Source organism: Acinetobacter sp. YH16038, assembly GCF_013417275.1.
In the GTDB taxonomy this organism is placed as follows: domain Bacteria; phylum Pseudomonadota; class Gammaproteobacteria; order Pseudomonadales; family Moraxellaceae; genus Acinetobacter.
The window spans coordinates 1-25,203 of the sequence record NZ_VPEG01000007.1 but is presented as its reverse complement, the minus strand read 5'-3'; the positions used below and the strand labels follow the sequence as shown (position 1 = coordinate 25,203).

The 25,203-nt window shown below is 40.6% G+C and carries 28 protein-coding genes and 1 pseudogene; 18 read left to right on the top strand and 11 right to left on the bottom strand.

Annotated features, from left to right (window positions below; genetic code table 11):
* Position 1: 1 nt before the first annotated feature.
* Positions 2-1,060 (bottom strand): endolytic transglycosylase MltG, encoded by a 1,059-nt coding sequence (gene mltG, locus FTV34_RS04150; protein ID WP_166138328.1) that lies wholly within the window; start codon positions 1,058-1,060, stop codon positions 2-4.
* A 1-nt stretch (position 1,061) separates the two neighbouring features.
* Positions 1,062-1,877, bottom strand: a complete 816-nt coding sequence (gene pabC / locus FTV34_RS04145; RefSeq protein WP_180068937.1) for an aminodeoxychorismate lyase — start codon at positions 1,875-1,877, stop codon at positions 1,062-1,064.
* A 161-nt stretch (positions 1,878-2,038) separates the two neighbouring features.
* Between pabC and FTV34_RS04140 the strand changes: the two genes are divergently transcribed.
* From FTV34_RS04140 to FTV34_RS04105, 8 genes are all read left to right on the top strand, one after another.
* Positions 2,039-3,049 (top strand): sulfate ABC transporter substrate-binding protein, encoded by a 1,011-nt coding sequence (locus FTV34_RS04140; RefSeq protein WP_180068935.1) that lies wholly within the window; start codon positions 2,039-2,041, stop codon positions 3,047-3,049.
* Positions 3,050-3,222: 173 nt separating this feature from the next.
* Complete coding sequence (locus FTV34_RS04135) at positions 3,223-4,239, top strand: sulfate ABC transporter substrate-binding protein (protein WP_180068933.1); 1,017 nt, start codon at positions 3,223-3,225, stop codon at positions 4,237-4,239.
* Between the two features lie 30 nt (positions 4,240-4,269).
* Entirely contained in the window at positions 4,270-4,875 is a 606-nt protein-coding gene (locus FTV34_RS04130; protein WP_180068931.1) for an alpha/beta hydrolase, read from the top strand.
* A gap of 86 nt (positions 4,876-4,961) precedes the next feature.
* Complete coding sequence (gene cysT, locus FTV34_RS04125) at positions 4,962-5,795, top strand: sulfate ABC transporter permease subunit CysT (RefSeq protein ID WP_004784537.1); 834 nt, start codon at positions 4,962-4,964, stop codon at positions 5,793-5,795.
* Positions 5,792-6,685, top strand: a complete 894-nt coding sequence (gene cysW, locus FTV34_RS04120; protein WP_034171212.1) for a sulfate ABC transporter permease subunit CysW — start codon at positions 5,792-5,794, stop codon at positions 6,683-6,685. Before cysT ends, cysW begins: the two co-directional genes overlap by 4 nt.
* A gap of 11 nt (positions 6,686-6,696) precedes the next feature.
* Entirely contained in the window at positions 6,697-7,758 is a 1,062-nt protein-coding gene (locus FTV34_RS04115) for a sulfate/molybdate ABC transporter ATP-binding protein (protein WP_125279340.1), read from the top strand.
* A 52-nt stretch (positions 7,759-7,810) separates the two neighbouring features.
* Positions 7,811-8,734 (top strand): CysB family HTH-type transcriptional regulator, encoded by a 924-nt coding sequence (locus FTV34_RS04110; protein WP_179992692.1) that lies wholly within the window; start codon positions 7,811-7,813, stop codon positions 8,732-8,734.
* 115 nt (positions 8,735-8,849) lie between these two features.
* Positions 8,850-10,052, top strand: coding sequence for an outer membrane protein transport protein (locus FTV34_RS04105; protein WP_180068929.1), 1,203 nt, complete (start codon positions 8,850-8,852; stop codon positions 10,050-10,052).
* 63 nt (positions 10,053-10,115) lie between these two features.
* Here the strand turns inward: FTV34_RS04105 and carO are convergent, their stop codons facing one another.
* A complete protein-coding gene (gene carO, locus FTV34_RS04100) occupies positions 10,116-10,859 on the bottom strand; it encodes an ornithine uptake porin CarO (RefSeq protein ID WP_180068927.1) in 744 nt (247 codons plus the stop codon).
* Between the two features lie 299 nt (positions 10,860-11,158).
* Here carO and dapD point away from each other — a divergent pair, with 299 nt between their 5' ends.
* The 5 genes from dapD (at position 11,159) to FTV34_RS04075 (ending at position 14,551) form a co-directional block, all read left to right on the top strand.
* On the top strand, positions 11,159-11,980 hold the full coding sequence (dapD, locus tag FTV34_RS04095) for a 2,3,4,5-tetrahydropyridine-2,6-dicarboxylate N-succinyltransferase (protein ID WP_004784553.1): 822 nt from the start codon (positions 11,159-11,161) through the stop codon (positions 11,978-11,980).
* A 130-nt stretch (positions 11,981-12,110) separates the two neighbouring features.
* Positions 12,111-12,821: a 7-carboxy-7-deazaguanine synthase QueE gene (gene queE / locus FTV34_RS04090; RefSeq protein ID WP_180068925.1), complete on the top strand. Its 711-nt coding sequence runs from the start codon at positions 12,111-12,113 to the stop codon at positions 12,819-12,821.
* A 33-nt stretch (positions 12,822-12,854) separates the two neighbouring features.
* The gene (queC, locus tag FTV34_RS04085; RefSeq protein WP_034704975.1) at positions 12,855-13,523 is read left to right on the top strand and encodes a 7-cyano-7-deazaguanine synthase QueC; all 669 of its coding nucleotides are present in this window, start codon (positions 12,855-12,857) and stop codon (positions 13,521-13,523) included.
* A 27-nt stretch (positions 13,524-13,550) separates the two neighbouring features.
* Positions 13,551-14,012 carry a hypothetical protein gene (locus FTV34_RS04080; protein WP_034171206.1) on the top strand — a complete coding sequence of 154 codons (462 nt, stop codon included), beginning with the start codon at positions 13,551-13,553 and terminating at the stop codon, positions 14,010-14,012.
* Positions 14,013-14,092: 80 nt separating this feature from the next.
* Positions 14,093-14,551: a peroxiredoxin gene (locus tag FTV34_RS04075; RefSeq protein ID WP_159124055.1), complete on the top strand. Its 459-nt coding sequence runs from the start codon at positions 14,093-14,095 to the stop codon at positions 14,549-14,551.
* A gap of 76 nt (positions 14,552-14,627) precedes the next feature.
* On the opposite strand, the gene FTV34_RS04070 is transcribed toward FTV34_RS04075, so the two are convergent.
* Positions 14,628-15,233, bottom strand: coding sequence for a LysE/ArgO family amino acid transporter (locus tag FTV34_RS04070; protein WP_368856406.1), 606 nt, complete (start codon positions 15,231-15,233; stop codon positions 14,628-14,630).
* A 101-nt stretch (positions 15,234-15,334) separates the two neighbouring features.
* Between FTV34_RS04070 and FTV34_RS04065 the strand changes: the two genes are divergently transcribed.
* Entirely contained in the window at positions 15,335-16,237 is a 903-nt protein-coding gene (locus FTV34_RS04065; protein ID WP_180068921.1) for a LysR family transcriptional regulator ArgP, read from the top strand.
* 45 nt (positions 16,238-16,282) lie between these two features.
* On the opposite strand, the gene FTV34_RS04060 is transcribed toward FTV34_RS04065, so the two are convergent.
* Together FTV34_RS04060 and FTV34_RS04055 are read right to left on the bottom strand one after the other, a co-directional pair.
* Positions 16,283-16,846, bottom strand: a complete 564-nt coding sequence (locus FTV34_RS04060; RefSeq protein WP_180069045.1) for a YceI family protein — start codon at positions 16,844-16,846, stop codon at positions 16,283-16,285.
* Between the two features lie 47 nt (positions 16,847-16,893).
* On the bottom strand, positions 16,894-17,463 hold the full coding sequence (locus tag FTV34_RS04055) for a nicotinate-nicotinamide nucleotide adenylyltransferase (RefSeq protein WP_004784571.1): 570 nt from the start codon (positions 17,461-17,463) through the stop codon (positions 16,894-16,896).
* Between the two features lie 101 nt (positions 17,464-17,564).
* Here FTV34_RS04055 and FTV34_RS04050 point away from each other — a divergent pair, with 101 nt between their 5' ends.
* The 4 genes from FTV34_RS04050 to FTV34_RS04035 all read left to right on the top strand — a co-directional run bounded on the left by FTV34_RS04050 (position 17,565) and on the right by FTV34_RS04035 (position 20,951).
* Complete coding sequence (locus FTV34_RS04050) at positions 17,565-18,365, top strand: enoyl-CoA hydratase (protein ID WP_180033798.1); 801 nt, start codon at positions 17,565-17,567, stop codon at positions 18,363-18,365.
* Between the two features lie 73 nt (positions 18,366-18,438).
* On the top strand, positions 18,439-19,233 hold the full coding sequence (locus FTV34_RS04045; RefSeq protein WP_180068919.1) for a nitroreductase family protein: 795 nt from the start codon (positions 18,439-18,441) through the stop codon (positions 19,231-19,233).
* 258 nt (positions 19,234-19,491) lie between these two features.
* Positions 19,492-20,109, top strand: a complete 618-nt coding sequence (locus tag FTV34_RS04040; protein ID WP_180068917.1) for a hypothetical protein — start codon at positions 19,492-19,494, stop codon at positions 20,107-20,109.
* A 239-nt stretch (positions 20,110-20,348) separates the two neighbouring features.
* The gene (locus tag FTV34_RS04035; RefSeq protein WP_180068915.1) at positions 20,349-20,951 is read left to right on the top strand and encodes a hypothetical protein; all 603 of its coding nucleotides are present in this window, start codon (positions 20,349-20,351) and stop codon (positions 20,949-20,951) included.
* A gap of 79 nt (positions 20,952-21,030) precedes the next feature.
* On the opposite strand, the gene FTV34_RS04030 is transcribed toward FTV34_RS04035, so the two are convergent.
* From FTV34_RS04030 to FTV34_RS04010, 5 genes and pseudogenes are all read right to left on the bottom strand, one after another.
* A complete protein-coding gene (locus FTV34_RS04030; protein WP_180068913.1) occupies positions 21,031-22,227 on the bottom strand; it encodes a carotenoid oxygenase family protein in 1,197 nt (398 codons plus the stop codon).
* 139 nt (positions 22,228-22,366) lie between these two features.
* The gene (locus FTV34_RS04025) at positions 22,367-22,684 is read right to left on the bottom strand and encodes an NGG1p interacting factor NIF3 (RefSeq protein ID WP_180015653.1); all 318 of its coding nucleotides are present in this window, start codon (positions 22,682-22,684) and stop codon (positions 22,367-22,369) included.
* Between the two features lie 17 nt (positions 22,685-22,701).
* Complete coding sequence (locus FTV34_RS04020) at positions 22,702-23,583, bottom strand: LysR family transcriptional regulator (RefSeq protein ID WP_180068911.1); 882 nt, start codon at positions 23,581-23,583, stop codon at positions 22,702-22,704.
* Between the two features lie 471 nt (positions 23,584-24,054).
* Positions 24,055-24,282 carry an abortive infection family protein gene (locus tag FTV34_RS17895; RefSeq protein ID WP_257226101.1) on the bottom strand — a complete coding sequence of 76 codons (228 nt, stop codon included), beginning with the start codon at positions 24,280-24,282 and terminating at the stop codon, positions 24,055-24,057.
* 532 nt (positions 24,283-24,814) lie between these two features.
* Positions 24,815-25,203: pseudogene (locus tag FTV34_RS04010) on the bottom strand (IS5-like element ISAba31 family transposase); the annotation flags it as partial.

Here is a 25,203-nt window from a genome sequence, read left to right as displayed (position 1 = left end):
CTCATTCCTTATTTTTTGAACGTAAAACAGAAAGATACTCTTGCACTGCTCTATTGTGGTCTTGCAGACTGCTGCTGAATTTATGCCCACCATTACCCGTTGCAACAAAATAAATATTTTGTGAATTGTCCGGATGCATCGCTGCTTCAATGGCTTTCTTGCTTGGCAAGGCAATCGGTGTCGGTGGTAAGCCAGCCATGGTATAGGTGTTATAGGGTGTTGGAGTGCGTAAATCCTGACGAGTAATATTACCTTTGTAATTCTCACCCATACCATAAATCACGGTTGGATCTGTCTGTAGACGCATGCCAATTTTCAAACGGCGCACAAATACGCCAGACACCTGTTGTAACTCGCTATCCAGACTGGTTTCTTTTTCAATGATCGATGCCATGATCAGCGCTTCATATTTATTCTGATATGGCAGATCTGAAGCACGTTTTTCCCAAGCCTGATCCAGAGACTTCATCTGGCGCTGATAAAGATCGGTTAGGATCTTGCGATCCGTTTCACCTTTGGCAAAGAAATAGGTATCCGGAGCAAACAGACCTTCAGGATGATTGAATGGAATATTGAGTTCTTTGAGCAATTGATCGGTTGGCAAATTCACCACTTCTTTAGTCACCAGATCATCTTTCTTTAAGGCATCAATCAGCTGTTTAAAAGTCGTGCCTTCAATCACTAATATCCGGTTCATCTGAGCATTTTCTGCATTGGAAATCATGTCCAGTACTGCACGGATACTCATACCTTGAGGAATTTCATAAACACCCGCCTTCATGGTGTCATGAATCATGATGCGCTGATACAGCTTTAAAATAATCGGAAAGCTGACATAATTTTCTTTGGCCAGCCGATCAATAAATCCAGAATAGGTTTCACCGTTACTAATTGCCAGTAACTGTTTTTGACCTTCTACAGGATAATCTTTCCATAGGCTAGCTTTCAGGATCAACCCTAGAACCAGGAGTATCCCGATTAGAAATAAAACTATCCCTTTCATGAAACCAGGGCGTTTGGCATTATTTTTCTTTTTGGTTTTAGACTTGGAAGCTGACATATTAATAAGGCATCTGATTCAATCGAAGACGGTTAAAAAGTTCAATACAAGCATCTACATTTAAAGCACGCTGCTCAAATTGAGTGGCAATTTTCATCGGACTGAGCGCATTGCAGAAAAACAGACTGTCGATATGGGGAATTTCATCCATTTTCACATCACGCTGCTGACAGATAATGCCCTGATCCTGCATACGTTGCAAAATTTCTGCACGCATCACACCGAAGACGCCATTATAACGAAGTTCTGGTGTAATCCATGTATTGTTTATACGAATGAAGCAATTACTGCTCACCCCTTCAACAATTGTACCCTGCACATCAGTTACCAGTGCTTCCGGCCAGCCATGCTGATCCGCTTCCTGTTTAAGCAAAACCTGTTCCAGACGGTTTAAGGTTTTCAGCCCCACCAGATTCGGCATACTGAGACCAATGGCCTGTTGCAATACACCCGTCTGAATCTGTTCATAACTGAAGTCCTGTACAGTTTTCGGATAATAGAACACCCAAAGATCTGCCGGATGGTCTGGCAGGCTATAACCACGCTGTCCTATACCACGACTCAGTACAATCTTTAAGGTGCCGTTCAGTTCAGCTTCTGATTTTAATAACGCTTGCAAACTTTTTTCAATCAGGTCCAGATCAGCCTGCAAACTTAATTTTTGCTGGCTCATTCTTAAACGGGCTAGATGACGGTCTGCTAACTCGATCCGGTTTCGACGGATGCGCGCGGTAGTAAAGCAACCATCACCATAATGAAAGGCACGATCCAGCACATCTATATCTTTGACGGGTTGAGCATTTTTTAAATACAGCATGCTTTTAAGGTCTCTCTGGTGACGGATAGAGCGATGAAATATAAGCTCTGTCTATATATCTGTTTTACTCACATAAAATTCGTTTTTAATTATTTTTTATGCAAAAAATCTCCAGCTATTCTTGCCCCATCCAACAAAACAAAGAAACATTTGAGGCAAATATGAACATCCGTAAATTAAAAATTGGGGTATTGGCAGCACTTATTTCAGCAACCGCTTTTAACGTATCTGCAAAAGACTTCCTGAACGTGTCTTATGACCCAACTCGCGAATTGTACGATAACTTTAATAAAGAATTCAGTGCTTACTGGAAAAAATCTACTGGTCAGGATGTGAACTTTAAACAGTCACATGGCGGTTCAGGTAAACAGGCACGTGCTGTCATTGATGGTCTGGATGCGGACGTCGTGACTTTGGCCCTAGCTGCAGACATTGATGAAATCGCTGCTCGTGGCCTGCTACCTAAAGACTGGCAAAAGAAATTCCCACAAAACTCAACACCTTATACCTCAACCATCGTTTTCCTGGTGAAAAAAGGCAACCCTAAAGGCATTAAAGACTGGGGCGATCTGGTGAAACCTGGCGTAGAAATCATTACACCAAACCCGAAAACCTCTGGTGGCGCGCGCTGGAACTATTTAGCAGCTTGGGCTTGGGCGAAACATCAGCCAGGCGGCAATGATACTAAAGCTCAAGACTTTGTTCGCCAGATCTACAAACAAACTAAAGTACTCGACTCAGGTGCACGTGGTTCAACCACCACTTTTGCTGAACGTGGTATCGGTGATGTATTGCTGGCTTGGGAAAATGAAGCACATCTGGCGATTCGTGAACAGCCTGGCAAGTTTGAAATCATCACTCCTTCTTTGTCGATTCTGGCTGAGCCACCAGTGGCAATCGTTGAAAAGAATGCTAAAAAAGATGGCAATGAAAATCTGGCTAAAGCTTATTTGAACTACCTGTACTCACCTGCAGGTCAAACGGTTGCTGCAAAGAATTTCTACCGCCCACGTAATGCGGCAGTATTAAAACAATACAGCAATATCTTTAAATCGCTGAAGCTGGTGACTATTGATAAAGAGTTTGGCGGTTGGGACAAGGTACAGAAAAAACACTTTGCCAATGGCGGTATCTTTGATCAGATCGTAAAGGCAAATAGCACAAAATCGTAATAATAAATGTCTATGCAATGGCCTTATTGAATAAGGCTATTGTTGTTTCAAATACTTATAAAATCTTTTATCTTATATTTTCATATAAAATTCATTTTTAATTATTTTTTATGCATAAAGAATAGGTTTATTCTTCACTCATGTTACAAAACGTGTAAGAGTTTGAGGTTCACATGAGCATTTCAACAAAACTAAAACTAGGGGTTCTTGCTGCTGTTATTTCAGCAACTTCGTTTTCTGCTGCAGCGCGCGACTTTCTGAATGTCTCTTATGATCCGACGCGTGAACTCTATGAAGACGTCAACAAAGAATTTGGTAAATACTGGAAAAGCCGTACTGGCCAAAGCATCAACTTTAAACAGTCACATGGCGGTTCAGGTAAACAGGCACGTGCCGTGATTGATGGTCTGGATGCCGATGTCGTAACTTTGGCATTAGCCGCTGACATTGATGTACTGGTTGAAAAAGCCAAACTGTTACCTGCAGACTGGCAGAAAAAATTACCACAAAACTCAACACCATATACTTCTACTATTGTATTCCTGGTACGTAAAGGAAATCCAAAGGGCATCAAGGATTGGGGTGATCTGGTAAAACCGGGTGTAGCGATTATCACACCAAATCCTAAAACCTCAGGCGGTGCACGCTGGAACTATTTAGCAGCTTGGGCATATGCAAAACACTTACCGGGCGGTAACGACAAAACTGCACAAGAATTTGTTCGTAAAATCTATAAACAAACCAAAGTACTTGATTCAGGTGCGCGTGGTTCAACCACCACTTTTGCTGAACGTGGCATCGGTGACGTATTACTGGCGTGGGAAAATGAAGCACATTTAGCCCTTCGTGAACAACCGGGCAAGTTTGAAATTGTGACTCCTTCCCTGTCAATTCTAGCTGAGCCACCCGTGGCAATTGTTGAAAAGAATGCCAATAAAAAAGGTAACAAATACCTGGCCCAGGGTTATTTAAACTTCCTTTACTCACCACTGGGTCAGGAAATCTCAGCACGTAACTTCTATCGCCCACGTAATGAAAAAGTACTGACGAAATATAGCCAAGTCTTTAAGCCATTAAAACTGGTGACTATTGATCAGGAGTTTGGTGGCTGGGATAAAGTACAGAAAGCCCACTTTGAAAATGGTGGTGTTTTTGACCAGATCGTTAAAGCTAACAGCGCAAAAAAATAATTTAAGCTGATTTCATACAGGAGCATCGACATGACTCATACGCTTATTGTTCCCGGTGTAGGTGGCAGTGAATACAATCACTGGCAAACCTGCCTGCAACACCGGCTCATGCGTTGCTCCCGTGTGCAGCAAAAAGACTGGAATCATCCGGTACTGGAAGTATGGGTCGCAGAATTTGTTAAAACCCTGCAAGCCATTCCAGATGATGTACAAATTGTGGCACATAGCTTTGGCTGTTTGACCAGCGTGGCAGCACTGGCCCAGTATCCTGAACTGAATACTAAAGTCAAAAATCTGGTTCTGGTTGCACCTGCCAATCCTGCACGTTTTGGGGAAAATGGTTTTGCCCGTGATAGCCAGATGGATTACAGCGCCTATTTTCAGCAGCTCAAGATTCAGGCTCCAACGACTTTGCTGATCAGTGAAAATGATCCTTGGCTGAGTTTTGAAGATGCCCAGGTTCTGGCGAAAGCCTGGAAGATCAAACCGGTTAATCTGGGAGCTGTAGGCCATGTCAATGTTGCTTCCGGTTTTGGTCCTTTCCCTGAAATTGAACAATATTTGATTTCAGAAAAGGCTATGCACCATATCAGCAAAGTTGATGAGAGCAAGTATTATTTTAAATTTGCATTTTAGTCCCTGCAAATTATGCTTGTGCCGATTCTATTTTCTAATTTTCGCTGGTTAACTTTAACCAGCATTCTCTCTTTTGAGGAGTAATCATGTCGCAGCGATCCCGAGTGCTGCCAGGATTTGGTCTTTCTCTAGGCTTTACCCTAGCGTATTTGTCATTAATCGTTCTGATCCCGCTCTCTGCCGTTTTTATTAAATCACTCGGCATTGGCTGGGAAGGCTTATGGGAAATCCTGAGCTCTGAACGTATCTTGAAATCATTACAGCTAAGCTTTAGTTCAGCCATTATCGCTGCTTTGATTAATGTAGTTTTTGGCCTGTTACTGGCATGGTGTCTGGTGCGTTATAGCTTTCCGGGCAAACGTATTGTCGATGCACTGGTCGATCTGCCTTTTGCCCTGCCAACCGCAGTTGCCGGTATTGCTCTGACTTCTTTATATGCACCGACTGGCTGGATTGGTCAGTATTTAGATCCAATTGGCATCAAGGTGGCTTATACCCCGATCGGTATTACCCTGGCCTTGATCTTTATCGGTATTCCTTTTGTGGTCCGTACGGTACAGCCGGTTCTTTCTGATTTAGAAACCGAACTGGAAGAAGCAGCATCTGCACTCGGTGCGAACCGTTTTCAGATCGTCACCAAAGTCATTTTCCCAATTCTGCTGCCAGCACTGATCACAGGTTTTGCTTTGGCCTTTGCACGTGGTGTCGGTGAATATGGCTCGGTGATCTTCATTGCCGGTAACCAGCCTTTTGAAACTGAAATTGCACCGCTGATGATTATTTCCCGTCTGGAAGAATATGACTATGCAGGTGCGACCACAATTGCTGTAGTGATGCTGCTCATTTCCTTTGTAATGCTCTTCCTGATTAACTTATTGCAAGCTTGGGCGAGCCGCCGTACCGGGAGAACTGCACGATGAGTTTAAATACCAACAGCAATGCGCTGGCTGAAAAATTGCAATCCCGCGATGCGACCCGTGAGCCGACCTGGGTACGTTATACCCTGATTGCGATTGCACTGATCTTCTTTTTAAGCTGCCTGATTCTGCCTTTAGTTCTGGTCTTTGTTGAAGCGTTTAAACAAGGCGTTGGCGTTTATACCCAAGCCCTTGTTCATCCAGATACTTTATCTGCGGTCAAACTGACTTTACTAACGGCTGTGATCGCAGTACCAATGAATGTAGTATTCGGTGTAGCTGCAGCCTGGTCAGTGGCGAAGTTTAATTTCCCGGGTAAATCAATTTTAACCACCATTATCGATATGCCTTTCTCGGTATCACCTGTTATTGCAGGTTTGATGCTGGTACTGATTTTCGGTACTCAAGGCTGGATGGGTGGCTGGTTGATGGATAATGACATCAAGATCCTTTACGCCGTTCCTGCGATTGTTCTGGCAACGATCTTCATTACCGTACCTTTTGTAGCACGTGAGCTGATCCCTTTAATGGAAGCGCAAGGTACTGAAGAAGAAGAAGCTGCGATTGTACTCGGTGCATCTGGCTGGCAAACCTTCTGGAAAGTGACCCTGCCAAATATCAAATGGGGTCTGATTTACGGCGTAATTCTGTGTAATGCCCGCGCCATGGGTGAGTTCGGTGCAGTATCAGTGGTTTCTGGCCATATCCGTGGTGAAACCAATACTTTGCCGCTACACGTCGAAATTCTATATAACGAATATACCTTTAGCGCTGCGTTTGCCGTGTCATCGCTCCTGGCTCTCCTCGCAATTGTGACTCTGGTTCTGAAAACCTGGGTCGAACTGCGCCAGGAAAAACAAGACAAACGTAATGACGATTCAACAGTTTCTTAAGGAATGCCCACATGAGTATTCAAGTTAAAAATATTGAAAAACACTTTGGTGCATTCCATGCACTGAAAAACATTTCCCTAGATTTCCCAGACGGCCAGTTAGTTGCCCTGCTCGGTCCATCCGGCTGTGGCAAAACTACCCTGCTGCGTATCATCGCAGGTCTGGAATCTGCTGACGGTGGTCAGGTAATTCTGGAAGGTCAGGATGCAACCAATGTTCACGTTCGTGAACGTGAAGTGGGTTTTGTATTCCAGCACTATGCCCTGTTCCGTCATATGACTGTATTCGATAACGTGGCTTTTGGTCTGCGTGTACGCCCACGTTCAACCCGTCCATCGGAAGCAGAAATTAAAAAGCGCGTGACTCGTTTGCTTGATCTGGTTCAGTTAGGTTTCCTGGCAGACCGTTACCCGGCTCAGCTTTCTGGTGGTCAGCGTCAGCGTATTGCTTTGGCTCGTGCACTAGCCGTTGAGCCACGTGTACTGTTACTGGATGAACCGTTCGGCGCGCTAGATGCCAAAGTCCGTAAAGAACTGCGCCGCTGGTTACGTACCCTGCATGATGAACTGCACATTACTTCAATTTTCGTCACTCACGATCAGGAAGAAGCCTTAGAAGTTGCAGATCAAATCGTAGTGATGAACAAAGGCAATGTAGAACAGATCGGTTCACCACGTGAAGTGTATGAAACACCGAAAACCCCATTCGTGTTTGATTTCCTGGGACAAGCCAACCGTTTCGAAGGTCAAAATAATGGCGGCATTATTCAGCTAGGTGAAGACCGTATCCAGTTTGATGCCGCTAAACAGGCAGCTCAGGGTAATGTCATTGTCTTCGCTCGCCCGGATGAACTGCGTATTCATGCACAACCACAAGAGAATGCGATTCAGGCCACGTTCATTCGTGAACTCTGGATTGCAGGAAAAGTCGTTGCAGAATTGAATGACCGCCAAGGCAATCTGATTGAAATTTCACTGACACCAGAAGAAGCCCGCGCTCATCAATTCCGTCCGGATCAAACTGTTTGGTTGAGTGCATTAAATCTGCATTTATTTGAAAACCAGGTCGCGTAAGACTGCAAGATGGGGCTTTTAAATGCCCCATCCTCTTATAGAGTAAAGAATTATGAATTTCCAACAACTAAGAATTATTCGAGAAACTGTTAGACAGAATTTTAACTTAACTGAAGCTTCAGCCGCGCTTTACACTTCGCAGTCAGGTGTCAGTAAGCATATTAAAGATTTAGAAGATGAGCTTGGTGTACAGCTATTTATCCGTAAAGGTAAACGCCTATTAGGACTGACTGAACCAGGTCAGGCACTTCTTGGTATTGTAGAACGTATGCTGGTTGATGCAGACAATATTAAACGTCTTGCAGATGACTTTAACAAGGTCGATGAAGGTACATTAACGATTGCAACGACGCATACCCAAGCACGTTATGTATTACCGCCGATCGTGAATCAGTTCAAAAAAGAATTTCCGAAAGTTCATCTGATTTTGCAACAAGCCAGTCCAATGGAAATTACTGAAATGCTACTTCAGGGTGAAGCAGATATCGGGATTGCGACTGAAGCCTTAACGACTGAAGAAAATCTGGCGAGTGTGCCTTATTATAACTGGCAGCACAGTATTATTACGCCGCAAAATCACCCGCTAAATAGCAAAGAACAGATACGTATTGAAGACCTCGCTGGCTATCCGATTATTACTTATCATGGTGGTTTCACAGGCCGTTCTAAAATCGACTCAGCCTTTGAAGAAGCCGGTGTAGATGTTGATATTGTCATGTCAGCTCTGGATGCCGATGTGATTAAAACTTATGTCGAGCTCAACATGGGTGTCGGTATTGTCAATGATCTGGCTTATGATCCAGAACGTGACTATCGTTTGAAACAAATTAAAACTGATATTTTTGGGGTAAATACTACCTGGATCGCCGTACGTAAAGGCCACTTATTACGTGGTTATGGTTATGAGTTTATTTCTTTATGCTCACCAGATGCGGACATCAAGGCACTGAAAAAAGTGGCTTATCCAGATGAATAATATGGATTATGCTTTCTAAATTGAAGAGGCGTATTGCCTCTTTTTTTAATTTTAACAGTAGATTATTTCATTAAAAATCAAGCATAATTACAGTATAATTCAATAAATTATATTAATGATGAGCTACAAATTTTCCCTCTTGGGATATGGACTGATTTTTTCCGGGACAAGTTTTGCAGCAGCTTTTGAGCAATCCAATCAAACTATCCAGTCCTTTTTTGAAAAGGAGCATTATGTCGAAGTATCATTTGCCTGGACAAATCCTAATGTCAGCGGTCAGGTGCAGCATACCGAAGTATTAGAACAATTAGGTATTCAGGATTTTTCCACGGGTCAGCTTGCGAATAATCAGTTGGTTGCGAATGCTGCATTAAAATTACAGCTTCATCCACAGATCTCTTGGGGTCTTATTTACGATCAGCCCTTCCATGTCGATGTTGCATATCAATATAGTCCAATTTTTGCAGGTAAGCCTACAGAGATTGAAGCAGCCGATATTGAGTTTGATAGTCATAATCTGACTTCCATTCTTGGATATCAGCCTGATCCAAACTGGAATCTCTATGCAGGACTGAGTTATCAGACCTTAGAAGGTAATTTAAGTTTGGTAGGTGAATCTTTTTCAGTCTTTAATGGTTATCACGTTCAGCTTGAACAAAATGCTGACTGGGGTTGGCTCGCTGGAATTAGCTATCAAACTCCTGAGTATTTCTTTAGAAGTTCGCTGACTTATCGTTCAGCCATAAATCATCAACTGCAAATCACAGAATCACTTATAGTCGGCACAACTACGCCCAGCTTTACGAAAATACAAACACCTCAATCTATTAATTTAGATATTCAGAGCGGACTTCCCTCCCAGAATATTTTTTATGCAGGATTACGCTGGGTAAACTGGCAAGATTTTGTCATTCAACCACCAAAATTCGGTGCAGTGATTGATTATGCCGCTTTGGAGTTTCCTGAAGTGAAAGATATCAAGATGATTGATTATCAGGAGGATCAATGGTCGGCTAAATTTGGAATCGCCCATCAATGGCCTTCTTCTGTTATTCATTCTTTTGAAATCTTATGGGACTCAGGTACGGGAAATCCAGCTTCTACCTTGAATCCGAGTGACGGCTATTGGGGAGTGGGTTTGGGCTATTTTCAGAATTTTCTAAAACACTGGGATTTCGCTACAGGAATGTATTATTTAAAATTCCAAAAGCCTAAAACAGATACAAACGCTGCTATACCCCAGTTCGTAGGCTTATCTGCAGTGGATGATAACAATGTTTGGGTGGTCGGTATGAAGTTGGGCTATCACTTTCAATAGTTTTTAATAAATAAAAAAAAACGAGCCGAAGCTCGTTTTTTTATTAGGCTTAGCAGCTACAGCTTAGAAACGGAAGCTTACACCTAGTTTAGCCACTGGTAACCATTCGTATTTATTATCGTTACGAAGTGCATCTCGCTCATCAGCTAATGCTTGCTCTAAAGAACGACCATCTTCAGCAAGACCAACTGCTGCATATGCTTCTGGATTAGCTGTTAGATCTACTGTTGGATTACCATTGTAGTATGCGCCGATTTCACCAAATACACCCCAACGATTAGTAATTGCTGGAGAGAAACCGATACCTACATAAGGTGCAATATTATTTTTATATGATAAATCACCATTGATACGAACATCTGCACCAGTTGGGTTGCTAAAACGTGCGCCATCCACTGTGAATGAAGCATTCGTGCCTGGTCGACGTTCTAAGCTATAATCATTATCAATATAAGCGACACCTGCTGCCATATAGAACCAGTTCGCCCAAGGACGAATCTCAGCATTTAAGTAAGTCAGGTTATTGTCCATATCTAGGTCATATTTTGTACCATTGATTGATAAATCATCAGTCCAAGAAATATCACCACCATTATAACCTAGAGTAACACCTACATAAGGGTTAGCATTCCAAGAGATCGCGCCACCGTAACCGGTAGTACCGACTTCAGCACGAACGGCTGCAGGTTTAAAGAAAGAGAATTCAGCTACGCCTTCATCTGTTACAATTGTTTCATCAGCAGCCATGACAGATCCAGCTGTGGCAGCTAGAACGGATACTGCTAAAAGTTGATATAAAGCTTTCATTATTTCTCTCCTCAAAAGAACTTTTTTTTCATCAATAGTTATTCGTGATGAGCTCAATATAAAGGAGCCAATGAATATTTTTTATTCGTGTTTTGCTGAGCTTTTGTTATTTTTTGATACATATTAATTTTTCTTGTTGAATGATAAGCCTTTTTTAAACAATGTTTGTACATATCTAAAATACGAAAAGGATACTAATCACTTTACTTGCGAATTTAATTCAGGACCCTTCCTAGTTTTCCATCTTTTTAGAGCAATATAGTGTAAAATATCGGAAATTTTTTTCTGGAAGGAAGATCATGTCTCAGCTTTCAACAATCATTGAACAAGCGTTTGAAGACCGTGCGAATTTCACAGCAGCAGACTGTCCTGCTGAAATCCGTCAAGCAGTTGAGGAAGTAATTGCTGGCCTGGACAATGGTACTTTACGTGTTGCTGAAAAAATCGAAGGTGAATGGGTTGTTCATCAATGGATTAAGAAAGCGGTATTGTTATCATTTAAATTAAACGATAACAAACCAATGGAAGCTTGTGATCTTCGCTTCTACGACAAAGTAGATACTAAATTCTCTGACTGGACTGACGAGCAGTTTAAAGCTGCTGGCGTACGTGTTGTTCCTCCGGCGGTAGCGCGTAAAGGTTCTTTCCAGGCGAAAAACGTGGTACTGATGCCTTCTTATGTGAACATCGGTGCTTATGTAGATGAAGGTACGATGGTTGATACTTGGGCAACTGTAGGTTCATGTGCTCAAATTGGTAAAAATGTTCACTTGTCTGGTGGTGTAGGGATCGGTGGTGTTCTTGAACCGCTTCAAGCTAATCCAACTATTATTGAAGACAACTGTTTCATCGGTGCACGTTCTGAAATCGTTGAAGGCGTAATCGTTGAAGAAGGTTCAGTCATTTCAATGGGCGTATTCATTGGTCAATCTACCAAGATTTATGACCGTGAAACTGGCGAAATTCATTATGGCCGCGTACCTGCTGGTTCTGTTGTGGTATCAGGCAGCCTGCCATCTAAATGCGGTAAATACAGCTTATATGCAGCTGTAATCGTGAAAAAAGTAGATGCGAAAACTCGTGCTAAAACTAGCCTGAACGATCTGCTACGCGAAGACTAAGATGTCTTAACTTAGAGGGTACATTTTGTTCCCCGGAGCTTCAACCGCTCCTCGTCTCTACGGTCAGCAATGATCGTAGGGATTTTTATTTTTATACATTGTTATTTATTTTTCAGTGGTTAATGTTGTTATGAATACGCTTCGATCTTCCGCAATTCCAGTTTCTGATCCGTCTGCGGGCTTACGCATTACGGAGATCTTCTATTCATTACAAGGTGAAGCCAATACTGCAGGTTTACCGACCGTATTTATCCGCTTAACCGGATGTCCACTGCGCTGTACCTATTGTGATACTACGTATTCTTTTGAAGGTGGCGTACGCAAATCTTTAGATGACATCATTCAGACCACGCTTGATTTTAAAACGCCTTATGTCTGTGTGACCGGAGGTGAACCATTGGCGCAACCGAACGCCCTGCCTTTGATGCAGCGACTTGCAGATTTAGGCTGTGAAGTCTCTTTAGAAACCAGTGGTGCGTTAGATGTTTCTAAAGTGGATGCACGGGTATCCAAAGTTCTGGATTTAAAAACGCCAACTTCAGGTGAAGTTGCACGAAATTTGCTTACAAATCTGGATCATTTGACTCAGCATGACCAGATTAAGTTTGTGATCTGTAATCGTGAAGATTATGAATGGTCAAAACAGCAGGTAGAACAGTACCAGTTGAATGAAAAAGTCAGTACAGTCTGGTTCTCCCCTGCATTTGCAGTTGAAAAAGGAGCTGCACGCTTGCCACAATTGGCACGTGATCTGGCTCAATGGATTATAGAAGACCATCTCCCTGTTCGTTTCCAGCTGCAGCTGCACAAGTTGTTATGGAATGATGAAACTGGTCGTTAATTTTTGTAAATTTACTATATTGGAGTATTTGTTATGCGCCCTCGTGCCATTGTATTGTTATCTGGCGGATTAGATTCAACAACCTGTCTGGCTTGGGCGCAGGCACGCTATGAATGTATTGCACTGAGTTTTATGTATGGCCAACGCTCTACTACAGAACTTGATGCAGCTCGTGCACTGGCTCAACGCTCGGGTGTAGAACATCGTGTCATCAATATTGATTTAGGTAATTTAGGTGGCTCAGCCCTTACTGATCATAGCATTGAGGTACCAGACCAATTGCAGGAAGGTATCCCGGTAACCTATGTGCCTGCACGAAATACCATCTTCTTATCTTATGCTTTGGCTGCTGCAGAAGTGTTCGGTGCTGAGGCAATTGTGATCGGGATTAATGCGGTGGATTATTCAGGTTATCCAGACTGTCGCCCGGAATTTATTGAAGCTTTTGCCAACATGGCACGACTTGCAACCAAGGTCGGTGTTGAAGGTCAGGCCCTGAAATTTGAAACACCTTTGTTACATTTATCCAAAGCAAATATCATTCGCTTAGGCCTAGAACATGGCGTAGACTACAGTCAAACGGTATCTTGCTACCAAGCAGATGACCAAGGACGTGCGTGTGGAACATGTGACAGTTGTCGTTTACGCAAGCAAGGTTTTGCTGATGCAGGTGTTGAAGACCCGACACGTTATTACCTTTAAAATCAATCAAGGTTATAAATCCATATTATGAATATTAAAGCCAAATTACTTGCGACTAGCCTACTCTCTTTGTCTGCCCTATTTTCAACTGCATCTTTTGCAAATAATGATCAAGCTAAGGCAAAAGCAGAATTTGAGGCAATGAAAAAAGAATACACAACTGCCATGAAAAATGCTGGAAGCAGTTCAAATGTACGTGACGGTTTAATTAAAGCCTGTGCTATTCCATACAAACAGGCAGTGAAGTACAAAAAACTGACTCAGTCTGATGTGAATAAGCTTTGTACATGTGAAGTAGATGCAGAAGGTAAATTGACTCAAGCTCAGAAATGGCAGATTCAAAGCACCATTAACCAGAAGAAAAACCCTGCAACTTTAGACTTTGTTAAAAAACAAAGCCAGAATGTGCAGTCTTGTGTAGGCCCACAGCTCGCAGGTAAATTAAATTCACTTGCTGCAGAAGCCAATAAAGCCGCTCAAAAGAAATAATCCTGACGGATGTTTTTCTAGAATAAGCCACTATAATGTGGCTTATTTTTTTGAAAAAATTTAGAAAAATTGGAGAGACCATGTCTGAGATCAGCTTACCTGAGCACACTTTTTCAACCACTACAGGTGAAATTAATTTGGCCCAACTGGATGCAGAATGGCTGGTTATCTATTTTTATCCTAAAGATTCGACACCTGGCTGTACTACTCAGGCAGTCGGTTTCTCTTGTTTAAAAGATCAGTTCGATGCACTCAATACGACTATTCTGGGCGTATCACGTGATTCGGTTAAAGCGCACCAGAACTTTACTGAAAAACAGAATCTGACTATCAATCTGATCAGTGATAAAGAGGAAGTGTTATGCAAACACTTTGATGTCATTAAAGAAAAGAATATGTATGGCAAGAAAGTCATGGGCATTGAACGCTCTACCTTCATTTTCCATAATGGCAAGCTGGTCAAAGAATACCGCAAGGTAAAAGCTGCTGGCCATGCTGAACAGGTTTTAGAAGATTTGAAAGCATTACAAGCTGCTTAAGATCTTTCATAAAATCAAAAAAAGGCATGAATAGAAATATCATGCCTTTTTCTTTAGAGTTGCTGCAAAGAACAATTCAGTTCACTAAAGAAACTGCAATTGACCACATTACACAGCCAATGAGTACATCCAGTATTTTCCAGGCTTTTGGACGCTGAAAAATAGGTTGCAAATAACGTGCTGCATAGCCCAATCCAAAAAAGAATACAAAGGACGCACTAATCGCTCCCAAGGCAAATTGTATCTGCGCATTGGAATATTGGGTGGAGATGGAACCAATCAAGACCAGTGCATCCAGATAAACATGCGGATTGAGCCAGGTCAGCATCAAACAAATCAGCAAAACCTTATATAAAGAAGGTATATCTTTTTGATCTGTGTCCAGACGCTGCTCATTCTTCCAGGCCTGATAAAAATGCTGAGCGCCATAGATCGCCAGAAAAGTTGCACCCAGATATTTCGCCATATTGATCCAGTGCGGATTGACCAGCATCAATTGTGAAAACCCCAAAACACCGGCAAAAATTAATATTGCATCAGATAAGGCACAACACATACAGATTGCAAAGACATACTGCTGTTTCAAGCCCTGCTTCAATACAAAAGCATTTTGTGCACCAATGGCAATAATCAGGCTAAAGCCTACTGCAAGACCTTGTATATATGCATTTAACATTGGAATATCATGGAATTATAAAGATGGGGATCATTATCTATGTTATTCTTTTCAATTAAATATAATTAAGAAAATATCATTTAGACTAAATTTTATTTAGGTAAGCTATGCCACTTAATTCTAAAAACTGTGATGCTTTTCTGGCTGTTGCAGAAACCCAAAGTTTTGATGCTGCCGCAAAAGTATTAAATATAACGGCTTCGGCAGTCACTTTAAGAGTGCAAAATCTGGAAAGAGATTTGGGGCAAGTTTTGGTGCTACGTGAGCGTCCTTGTAAAGTGACCAATGCTGGTCAAACCTTACTGAATTATTTGCAGCATCAACGCCTGTTACAGCAGCAATTGATCCAGCAATTAAATGGTCAAAATAAAGCAGAATTTAGCTCGATTCATATCGCGGTAAATGCGGATTCACTCGCGACCTGGTTATTTCCCTGTCTGAACACCACCCTGCTTGCAGAAAAAATCACGTTGAATCTTCAGGTTGCTGTTCAAAGTGAAACTCATAAGCTTCTAGAGCAGGGTCAAGTCAATGCCTGTATTAGCAGTGAGAGTGAAGCCATGCCGGGCTGTAAGGCTCATTTTATTGGACAGATGCATTATAGAATGGTCGCAACACCTGCCTTTGTGCATTCCTGGTTTAAACAAGGCATTCACCGGGAATCACTGCGTAAGGCACCCGCTGTGATTTATAATGATCAGGATCATTTACATAGCCATCTACTGTTAGCTCAATTTGGCTTAAACCAGCAATGTTTTCCTTTTCACTATATTCCCTCCTCGACCGCCTTTGCGGACGCTATTTTTTCTGGATTAGGATATGGTTTGGTGCCGGATTATCAAATTGCGAACCGGATTCAAAATGGGACATTGATCGACATACTACCTGAATGCAATTGTGATGTACCTTTATATTGGCATCACTGGAAACAGCAATCTCCCGCTCTAAAACAGTTAACCAAAGTCATTCTGGAACAGGCAGAACAGTGCATGAATAGTCCAATTCAATAAACAGTTCTATATGTCCTGCCGAATTCACAGAAATTGAATATCACATTATTGGGTTTTCCACTGCCCCATTAGGTGAATATTAACCTTTTCACCTACGCCTGCAGTGGCCTTCTTCATCCCAAAATCTGAGCGATTAATTACCGTGGTTGATTTCACATCGAGTAAATTAGGATTAGCCTTGTTCGGTGTCAGAGTGGTATCGAATACCACTGGTCGAGTAACACCTCTTAGAGTGAGTTGACCCATGACCTGATAACGATTCGTACCATTTGGCTTAAACTGGGTACTTTTGAAATTGATTGTTTTATAGCGCGATGCATGAAACAGATCCTCACCCATAATCATATTTTTAAGGCTGGGCTTGGAAACCTCCAGGCTATCCACCTGCATAGTGAACTCAGTAGATGACTGTTGTGGCCGATCGGGATCAAAATGCATGGTTGCCTTGAACTCTTGAAAATTTCCCTTTACCACATTTAAACCCAAGGAGTTAATGCTAAAGCCGACACTACTTTGAGGCGTCAATGTCCAGCTTGTAGCATACGCAGCCGATATACACATAGCAGATAGAGCACCCGCATAAGCTATATTTTTCAGGAATAGATTCATTGTGTTCATCCTTAACAATCAAATGAACTCACTACCTTAAAACGGTTTTAGCCCAGATTTGTTTTATCATTTAGTTCAAACTTGTTGACCAATTGTTGATAAATCTCATTATTTTTAAATTTATGTAAAAACTCACTGGTGCCTAAAGGAAAAGCCGATTCCACCACTTCACCGCGATAATACGCTTCACGTAAAGGAGTGGCGGATATAGCGCCGACCAAGCTATCGAGTTCCACCATTTCCCATTCCGGGAACAAACTTAAATAATAAGAAGATTCATCTTTAAAGTGTCCAATTAGACCAACTTTTGCTTCTGCTTCAACTACTTCAGACACCAGCGATTTCACCAGTTTTTGCCATTTTTCATCATTATAGACATCAATGACATGGACAAATTTAATGCGCTTCTGATCTGCTTCAGAAAAATTCGACAGGATCATTTCTTCACGTTCAGTGGCCAGAAATGGATTTTTAATATTGCGTTCTTGCTGTGCTGAGCCTAATGCCAGAATCACCTGCTGGCTCTGCTGCAAGGCAATTTTAATCGTTTGCATATGGGCCAGATGGAAAGGTTGAAAACGACCAATAAACACCAGGTAATCAAATTTATACTTCATAGCACATCTTACTTTTATGAACGCATCAGTTATGCCGCAGGGAATTTTTTGCGACATAATAAGCGCCAATAAATTCATATTAATAAAGCAAGGATAGTACGATGACACTGAGCTGTATTCAACAACCGCATCAGCATTTAAATGCGAATTTAGACCATGGCGTATTGACCTTAGCCATTCACCGTCCCGAGGCAAAAAATGCGCTTTACGGCGAACTATATCTATGGATCGCACAGGCACTGGATGAAGCGGATCAGGATAGTAGTGTGCGTGTCGTGATTCTACGTGGTCAAGACGCAGACTTTAGTGCCGGCAATGACATGCAGGACTTCATGAAGTTTATTCAGACACCTCTGCAAGCTAAGGCTGGCGATACCCCTCCTTTTGTCCTGTTGAAGTCTGCTGCAAAATTTTCCAAGCCTTTAATTGCAGCCGTTCGTGGCGTTGCGATTGGTATCGGGGTAACGATTCTGCTGCATGCTGATCTGGTTTATAGTGACAATACTGCCCTGTTCCAGATTCCATTTGTTAGTCTTGGCCTGTCTCCTGAAGGTGCTTCAAGTAAGCTGTTAGTACAACAAGCTGGCTATCATAAAGCGGCTGAGCTATTGCTTACGGCACAACGGTTTAATAGTGAAAAAGCATTGGGCGCAGGTCTGGTAAATAGCATTGAGGAAGATGTCTATGCTGCTGCTGAAAAACAGGCACAAACTTTGGCTGCTTTACCACTTGCTTCCATTAAGCAGACCAAAGCATTAATGAAACATAATCTGGCTGAAATTATCGAATGTATTGATGATGAAGCTGAGATATTTATGAAACGTGTCGGTTCACCTGAAATGACAGAAGCTGTTCAGGCCTTTATGCAAAAACGGAAACCTGATTTCACACAATTCAACTAATTCTGAAACTTATCTTTTAATTGAGGCAGTTTAGACTGCCTCAATCTTTTATTTTTTTGAAAGAATCTAGCTTATGACTAATGAAAACTCCCAAACGACTTCTCAAACAACCGATAGTTCAAATCCTGAAAAGAAACGTTACTACGAACCTGCACCTCAGGATATTGATGTAGACAATTTCCGAAAGGTCATCGAAAGCCGACGTTCTGTACGTAAATTCACTAAAAAGCCAATTCCTGCCGAGGTTCTCGATGCCTGTCTGGATTTGGCCTTGCTGGCACCAAACTCTTCAAACCTGCAGCCGTGGACATTTTATGTGGTGCAAAACCCCTCCAAGAAAAAACGTCTGGTTAAAGCATGTATGAGCCAGCTTGCTGCTAAAACGGCTTCAGAACTGATTGTCTGTGTGGCACGTACTGACCGTGTAGATGAAATGGCTAAACTGAATATCAGCGAGTTTCCATTTCCTGAGGCTCCACCAGCCATTAAAAAGTACTATAAGTACATTCCATACAACTACAAGACCGGTTATTTGAATGCCTTTGGTAACTTTAAGAAAGTTGCTTTCAAAGTAGCACGTACACTCGATAAACAAATGCCAGTGTCTGCATTTAGCCCTGCTGATGCGAAACTTTGGGCAAGTAAAACCACAGCACTAGCATGTGAAAATCTGGTACTGGCTTTACGTGCTTATGGTTTTGATAGCTGTATGATGGAAGGCTTCGATGAACCAATGGTTCGTGAAATTATGGACCTGAATGATCAGCAATATCCGGTGATGGTGATTGGTGCTGGTGAACGTGCCAAAGATGGCGTGTTCTTCCCGCAGTATCGTTTTGATCGAGAGTTGTTTATTCAAAAGGTTTAAGTTTAAAAGTAGTATGTGAAGGATTTAATAATATTAATTTACTTAATATTTGATGACATGGATGTCGCTTAATTAAGTATATTAGAAAAATCTAAATAATAATTTTATAGTTTCCTCATATAAGTATTTCATAATGATTTTATTCTTATAAAGAAGCATTTAAAACAAAAAATTTTAAATCATAAATTATCTTAACTGGATCAAAGCCAATTACGGGACAACACTTACTTTTAATGCAGGAAGTGGAGTTAAAGCAAAATGAAAATAAAATTTTTAACAATTAGTAGCTTATTTCTTTTAAATGGTTGCCAAGCAACAGTACCAACTATGAAAAATAGAATTAGTTTTGAAATGGATAATCAATATTGGCCGATCCATAGCATAGTATACAAAAACAATTGGCCTGAATGTGGCAACTTATCAGGAACACCAGATGTGATAAAAAAGCAAAAATATATTACAACTTATAGTAGCTGTAAGGTATCTCCTGAAGGTTATGTTCCTCAACAAATTATTATTGAATATGCGCCTTGGTTAACAATGGAACAAGTAGAAAAAATCTTAGGAGACTATCCTCAAAAAGCTTTAAGCGACATAGTTTTAGGTTTTGCTAACGAGCAACAAAAGACGGAATTGAAAATATGGAATTTAAAGCAAGAGGAACTTATAGAAAAAATTCCAACTAATGCATGGAAACGTATTGTACTTTCCCCCCCTAAAGAAGTAGAAAAATATAAATATCAAGTTCCTGAAGGAAAAGGCCATCGAAGTCGAGGTAAAGAGATCCATTACATCATTTCTCTGAATCCCGATGGTAGTTACAATATAGAAACCAAATTGTACTGGGTCTCAAAATATCAAGAAAAATGGAATTGATATTTTATTGTAAGTATATGGTAATGATCAGGAGACTTTAAAAACTACCCCATCTCCTGTTTAAATCCATCTTTCCTTAGATTTTTCTTATAAATAAATGAATATTTTTCTTTAAATGGAAGTGTTTATGATCAAACTCTTGAAATTTAAATAATACAAACACAAAAATACCTAGACTGGATTAAAGCCAATTACGGGACAACACTTACTTTTAATGCAGGAAGTGGAGTTAAAGCAAAATGAAAATAAAATTTTTAACAATTAGTAGTTTATTTCTTTTAAATGGTTGCCAAGCAACAGCACCAACTATGAAAAATAGAATTAGTTTTGAAATGGATAATAAATATTGGCCGATCCATAGCATAGTATACAAAAACAATTGGCCTGAATGTGGCAACTTATCAGGAACACCAGATGCGATAAAAAAGCAAAGATATATTACAACTTATAGTAGCTGTAAAGTATCTCCTGAAGGTTATGTCCCTCAACAAATTATTATTGAATACGTGCCTTGGTTGACTTATGAAGAGCAGATAAAAAAAGGATATGGTGTTCCTGAAGAATTACGTTACGCTCAAGGAGAAGCAGCAGCAAAAAAAAGACTAGCTATAATGGCAGCACAACAGGAGAGTATATCAAAACTCCCAATCACAGCATGGAAAAAAATTGTACTTACTCCCCCTAAAGAGGTAGAAAAATACAAATATCAAATTCCCGAAGGAAAAGGCAATCGAAGTCGAGGTAAAAATATCCACTACATCATTTCCCTTAATCCCGATGGTAGCTATGATATAGAAACCAAATTGTACTGGGTCTCAAAATATCAAGAAAAGTGGAATTGAAGATTTATTTAAGCATCTAGTAAAGTCCGTTTGATTTCACACGGACTTAAATAAACTAAAATTTTTCCTAAATATAATTTTATTTTACTTTCAACTTCCGATAATCAATCCAATTACAATGAAAACCAACTGGCACTTGAACGGGTAAATAAATCGTGGCAATTGGCCCATCCTTAATATGTTGTGCATCCAAAATCACAACTTTCGAAGGGCCACAATCTAAAGCATGCACATAAGACATCAGCCAACCATCATTTTCAGCTTGTGCACCCTCTCTTTCGACGTAAATAGCCTCACCTGTGACCCAATTTTCTCCAAATGAATAACTTTCTATGGTCGTAGTTTCTAAATCATGACCCAACAGGCTATTACTGCTGACATGGTAAGGATCATCAAATTCGCCAAAGGAAATGCTATAAGCATAACGATATGGCCGCCCGGTATAAGCTTCATTAATGCGTGGAAATTCCTGTTTAACATCCGATAAGATTGTCCGTTTCACTTCCCCTGTTCCTTTTTCGAAGATAAATCTTTCTAATCGAAGATCCTGATCTTCAATTGGACCTTGAATAGAACGTACCATCGGACCATGTTTGACTGGAATCTCAACATGATTTTTCAGTTTGCCCTTGGCATCGATATGCAGATAAAAGACTTTATTATGGGTTAGCCCATCATAACAAACCGCATGAATATCACCGGTATCCGGATCAATATGTGGATGTGCAGTAAATGGTAAGTCTGGATCATCATTCTCAAACAGATGATGGCACTTAGATTCCAGTTCACTATTCACTTCGATGGGATAAGCACCCGCTTCGACCAATGCCCAGATTTTCCCAGCAAAATTGATGATATTGGTATTTACTGGATCAGCTACGCCACGACTTTTTCCCGAAATCACTGGTCGATGTAATTTCTTCTGTACACTATCCGCACCGACATATTGGCTTTTGTACCAGTGCGCTTCCCCTTCTTTAAGCCGTAACGCATGAATCATCCCATCACCGGTGAACCAGTGATAAATTTTTGGATTTTTCACTGTAATGGGATTCGGGCCAATTCGCATCAAAGCGCCATCTAATTCTTTCGGGATCTGCCCTTCTACCTTCAATTGAGTTGAAAAATGCTCCTGCCGCTGCGGTGCAAAAATACCATCCAGATAAGGATTATCATGGGAATATGGAATACGGTTATGTAGGATTTCTGCGCCGTATTGAATAGATTTATTCAGCGTATTTTTGAGCATGCTATTCAGCGGTTTTGGCAACTGCATTGTTATATTCCTTGTTTTATTCTTTTATTTGAGTTGTTCTGACGAATTTTATAATAATAAAAGCAGATTAGGTGTTTTTATATATAGATAGACGGCACATTAACACTAATGCACCGTCGGTTTATATCAATTTTAAAATTTAAACTTTTATATCTAAAAGCTGGATAAATTCAAATGCCGGTTCTTCATAAGGATGACTTTCTTTTAGAGCTTTCGCCACTTCAACCGCCTTTTCATCAGGTACAAGAATTTCGACCCGCCATTCTTCCACATTTTCCAGCTGGCCAATTTCCCCAATATGAGGATCTGCGCCTTGCTGGGGCTTAAATTGTCCAGTTCCCAGCACTTGCCAGGCACAGTCGGTATATTCACCAATCCCACCCGCACCTGCTGCAAAGATGGCCTTCTTGGTTTCCTCTAGGTTTTCATCTGGTACGTAATAAATCAGTTTAAGCATATATCCCTACAATTTTTTCAAGCATTTACCGTATTGTTAAGGGCTTCGGTAATAATATTCAATGCTGGATTTTGAGAGTTCTTGTTAAATGTTGCATATAGTTCTACCTGGGGTAAAGGTCGATCTGTCTGGATCACTTTCACTTCATCATTCAGGAAACGTAATAAATAATCGGGAGCAAAACTGAAACCCATCCCCATATTGATCAGGTTAATATGCTGTAGCACATTGGTCGCCCATAGCACCTGATCGTGCTTTAGCTGATCAAAGAACATCAAGGCATTCAGTCTTTCGTAAAATATGGGTGATGCATTCTGATCACACATAATAATTGTATGATTTTTCAGTTCCTGTAATTTCAGTATTCGATCGGTTGGGTGCAAATGCTTGGCTGCAACCAAGTGAATTTGCTCCGTCAATAAATGAATATTGTCAAAATCTGGATGATCCATCTGAAAACGGGTAATACTTAGATCTAGTTCAGCATTTTTTAGACGTTGAAGCTGTTCCAGACAGAACAGGCTATGCAGATGAATTTTCAGATCTGGCATGGTCTTTTTCAACTTGGCCAAAATATGTGGCATGACTTTTAGTTCGGCAACATTCAGAAAACCAATATGAATCTGGTTATTTTTCTGCTGGGCCACCTGTCGTGCTGACGCAACGGCCAATTTGGCATTTTCTAGAGCTTTTTCTGCATAGATTAAAAAGGCCTTACCTTCATCGGTTAACTGTATTTTTCGTGAAGAACGCTCAAACAGGTTAACGCCAACTTCCTGCTCCAAATCTTTAATCTGCTGGCTTAAAGAAGGTTGAGCCGTAAACAGCTTTTCAGCAGCCCTAGTGAAACTCTGCTCCTGCGCCACGGTAATAAAATAGCGTAAATGTCGAAGTTCCATAGATTGCTCACTTCAAAAAACAGGTGCTTATCATACGATTTAGGCCAACGTATTGAAAATACTAATAGATCAATAGCTTATACGAAAACTCATATAATTACCTTCTATGCATGACCAGACTTTGCACCTCATACATTTATTCCTGTTTCAGGTATACACATGGTGTCTTGCATGACGCAGTATTCGACAATGAATCGGGTGAAGGCTGGAAACAGGCGGCTGATTCACTGAACTTACCATATCTGGAGGTGATTTAAATTACTTCTCATAATGTGTATAGCACCTAGATGGCCAAGCCTGAAATTCATGAATCTGTGGCAATTCTGGTTAGGTCGGATGATTAATCGTTTGGCGTGATCAGGACAGTATTAATAATGCTTTTGATTATGTGAATACGCTGAAGGTGGGGTTAAAGGAAATTCAACTGGCTGTGTAAGTATCCTGTCAAAGACCATTAAAAGTTAGTCTGTTTTATGTCTTTTCTTTTTTCATTTCCCAAGTAGAAAATAAAAAAACTGCCATTGTTCCTGCTAAATTTACTGCAAACTCAGCATGTCTAGGAGAAGGCTTCACATTATTTTTGCCTTGACCATGAGCATCACTGATTTTATTTCTTAATGAGCCTAAACCTTCAACTATCGCACTACAGCCACCTAAGATTTGCTTAAATACCTGCTCTGTATGCTGTGATGGAGACAAGTTTAAATTACTACTGACTAATCTATACAACTGGTTTATATCTGGAGCATTACCGTATTCTACACTTAGCTCATCTAGGATATGTTTGCATGTTGACTCTAAAAGAGTTCTAGACAGAGTAATTGCACCATCTGGATCAGTCGTTCTTCTTTCTAAGGCTTTGTTCCAGATTGTATGGATATAATCTGAATCTATATTTTGAACGACATTCTTTATAATTTGATCAGAAGGGACTTCCTACTAAATTCTAGTTTTTCTAATATGGGTTGAAAGGACTTCCAAATGAAATCCCGTCTTTCAGCATATGTTGCATATTCAAATTTAATAAATTGCCAAAATTGCTGTAGATTCCTACACGTTAGAATGTATTTTGGTAATAAATTTTTAATATCAGCTTCTTTTAATAAATAGAATCTTAAAGTTTCATATTCGCTAGTATTTTCATTACTACCTGTAGCATGAGCTATAAGTAAATTCTGAATAATTTCTATTTTTATTAGGGTCTGTTGACACTTACTGTTCATAATTAACCCTATAAAGGTAGCCATAAAAATATACAGGCTAAAGCAACAGAACTTTGATAATTTCTTTTCAGCTTGTCATATCGAGTAGCTATTCCTCTAAATTGCTTTAATCTGCAAAACATATTTTCAACTAAATGCCTGATTTTATATAAATACCAGTCCATATGGTCATTGTTCGATTGGCTATTCGTTTTCTTTGGTATATTCGCTTTAGTCCCTGTTTTCCTAATCTGTTCACGCAGTGGTTCTGAATCATAGCCTTTATCTGCGCATACCACTTTTGTCTCTTTTAAATCTAATGTTGATATTAAATCAGGCGCAACTTTAACATCATGTGTGGTTCCATCGGTAATCATGAAATCAATAGGATTGCCATGTGCATCAACAATCAAATGTA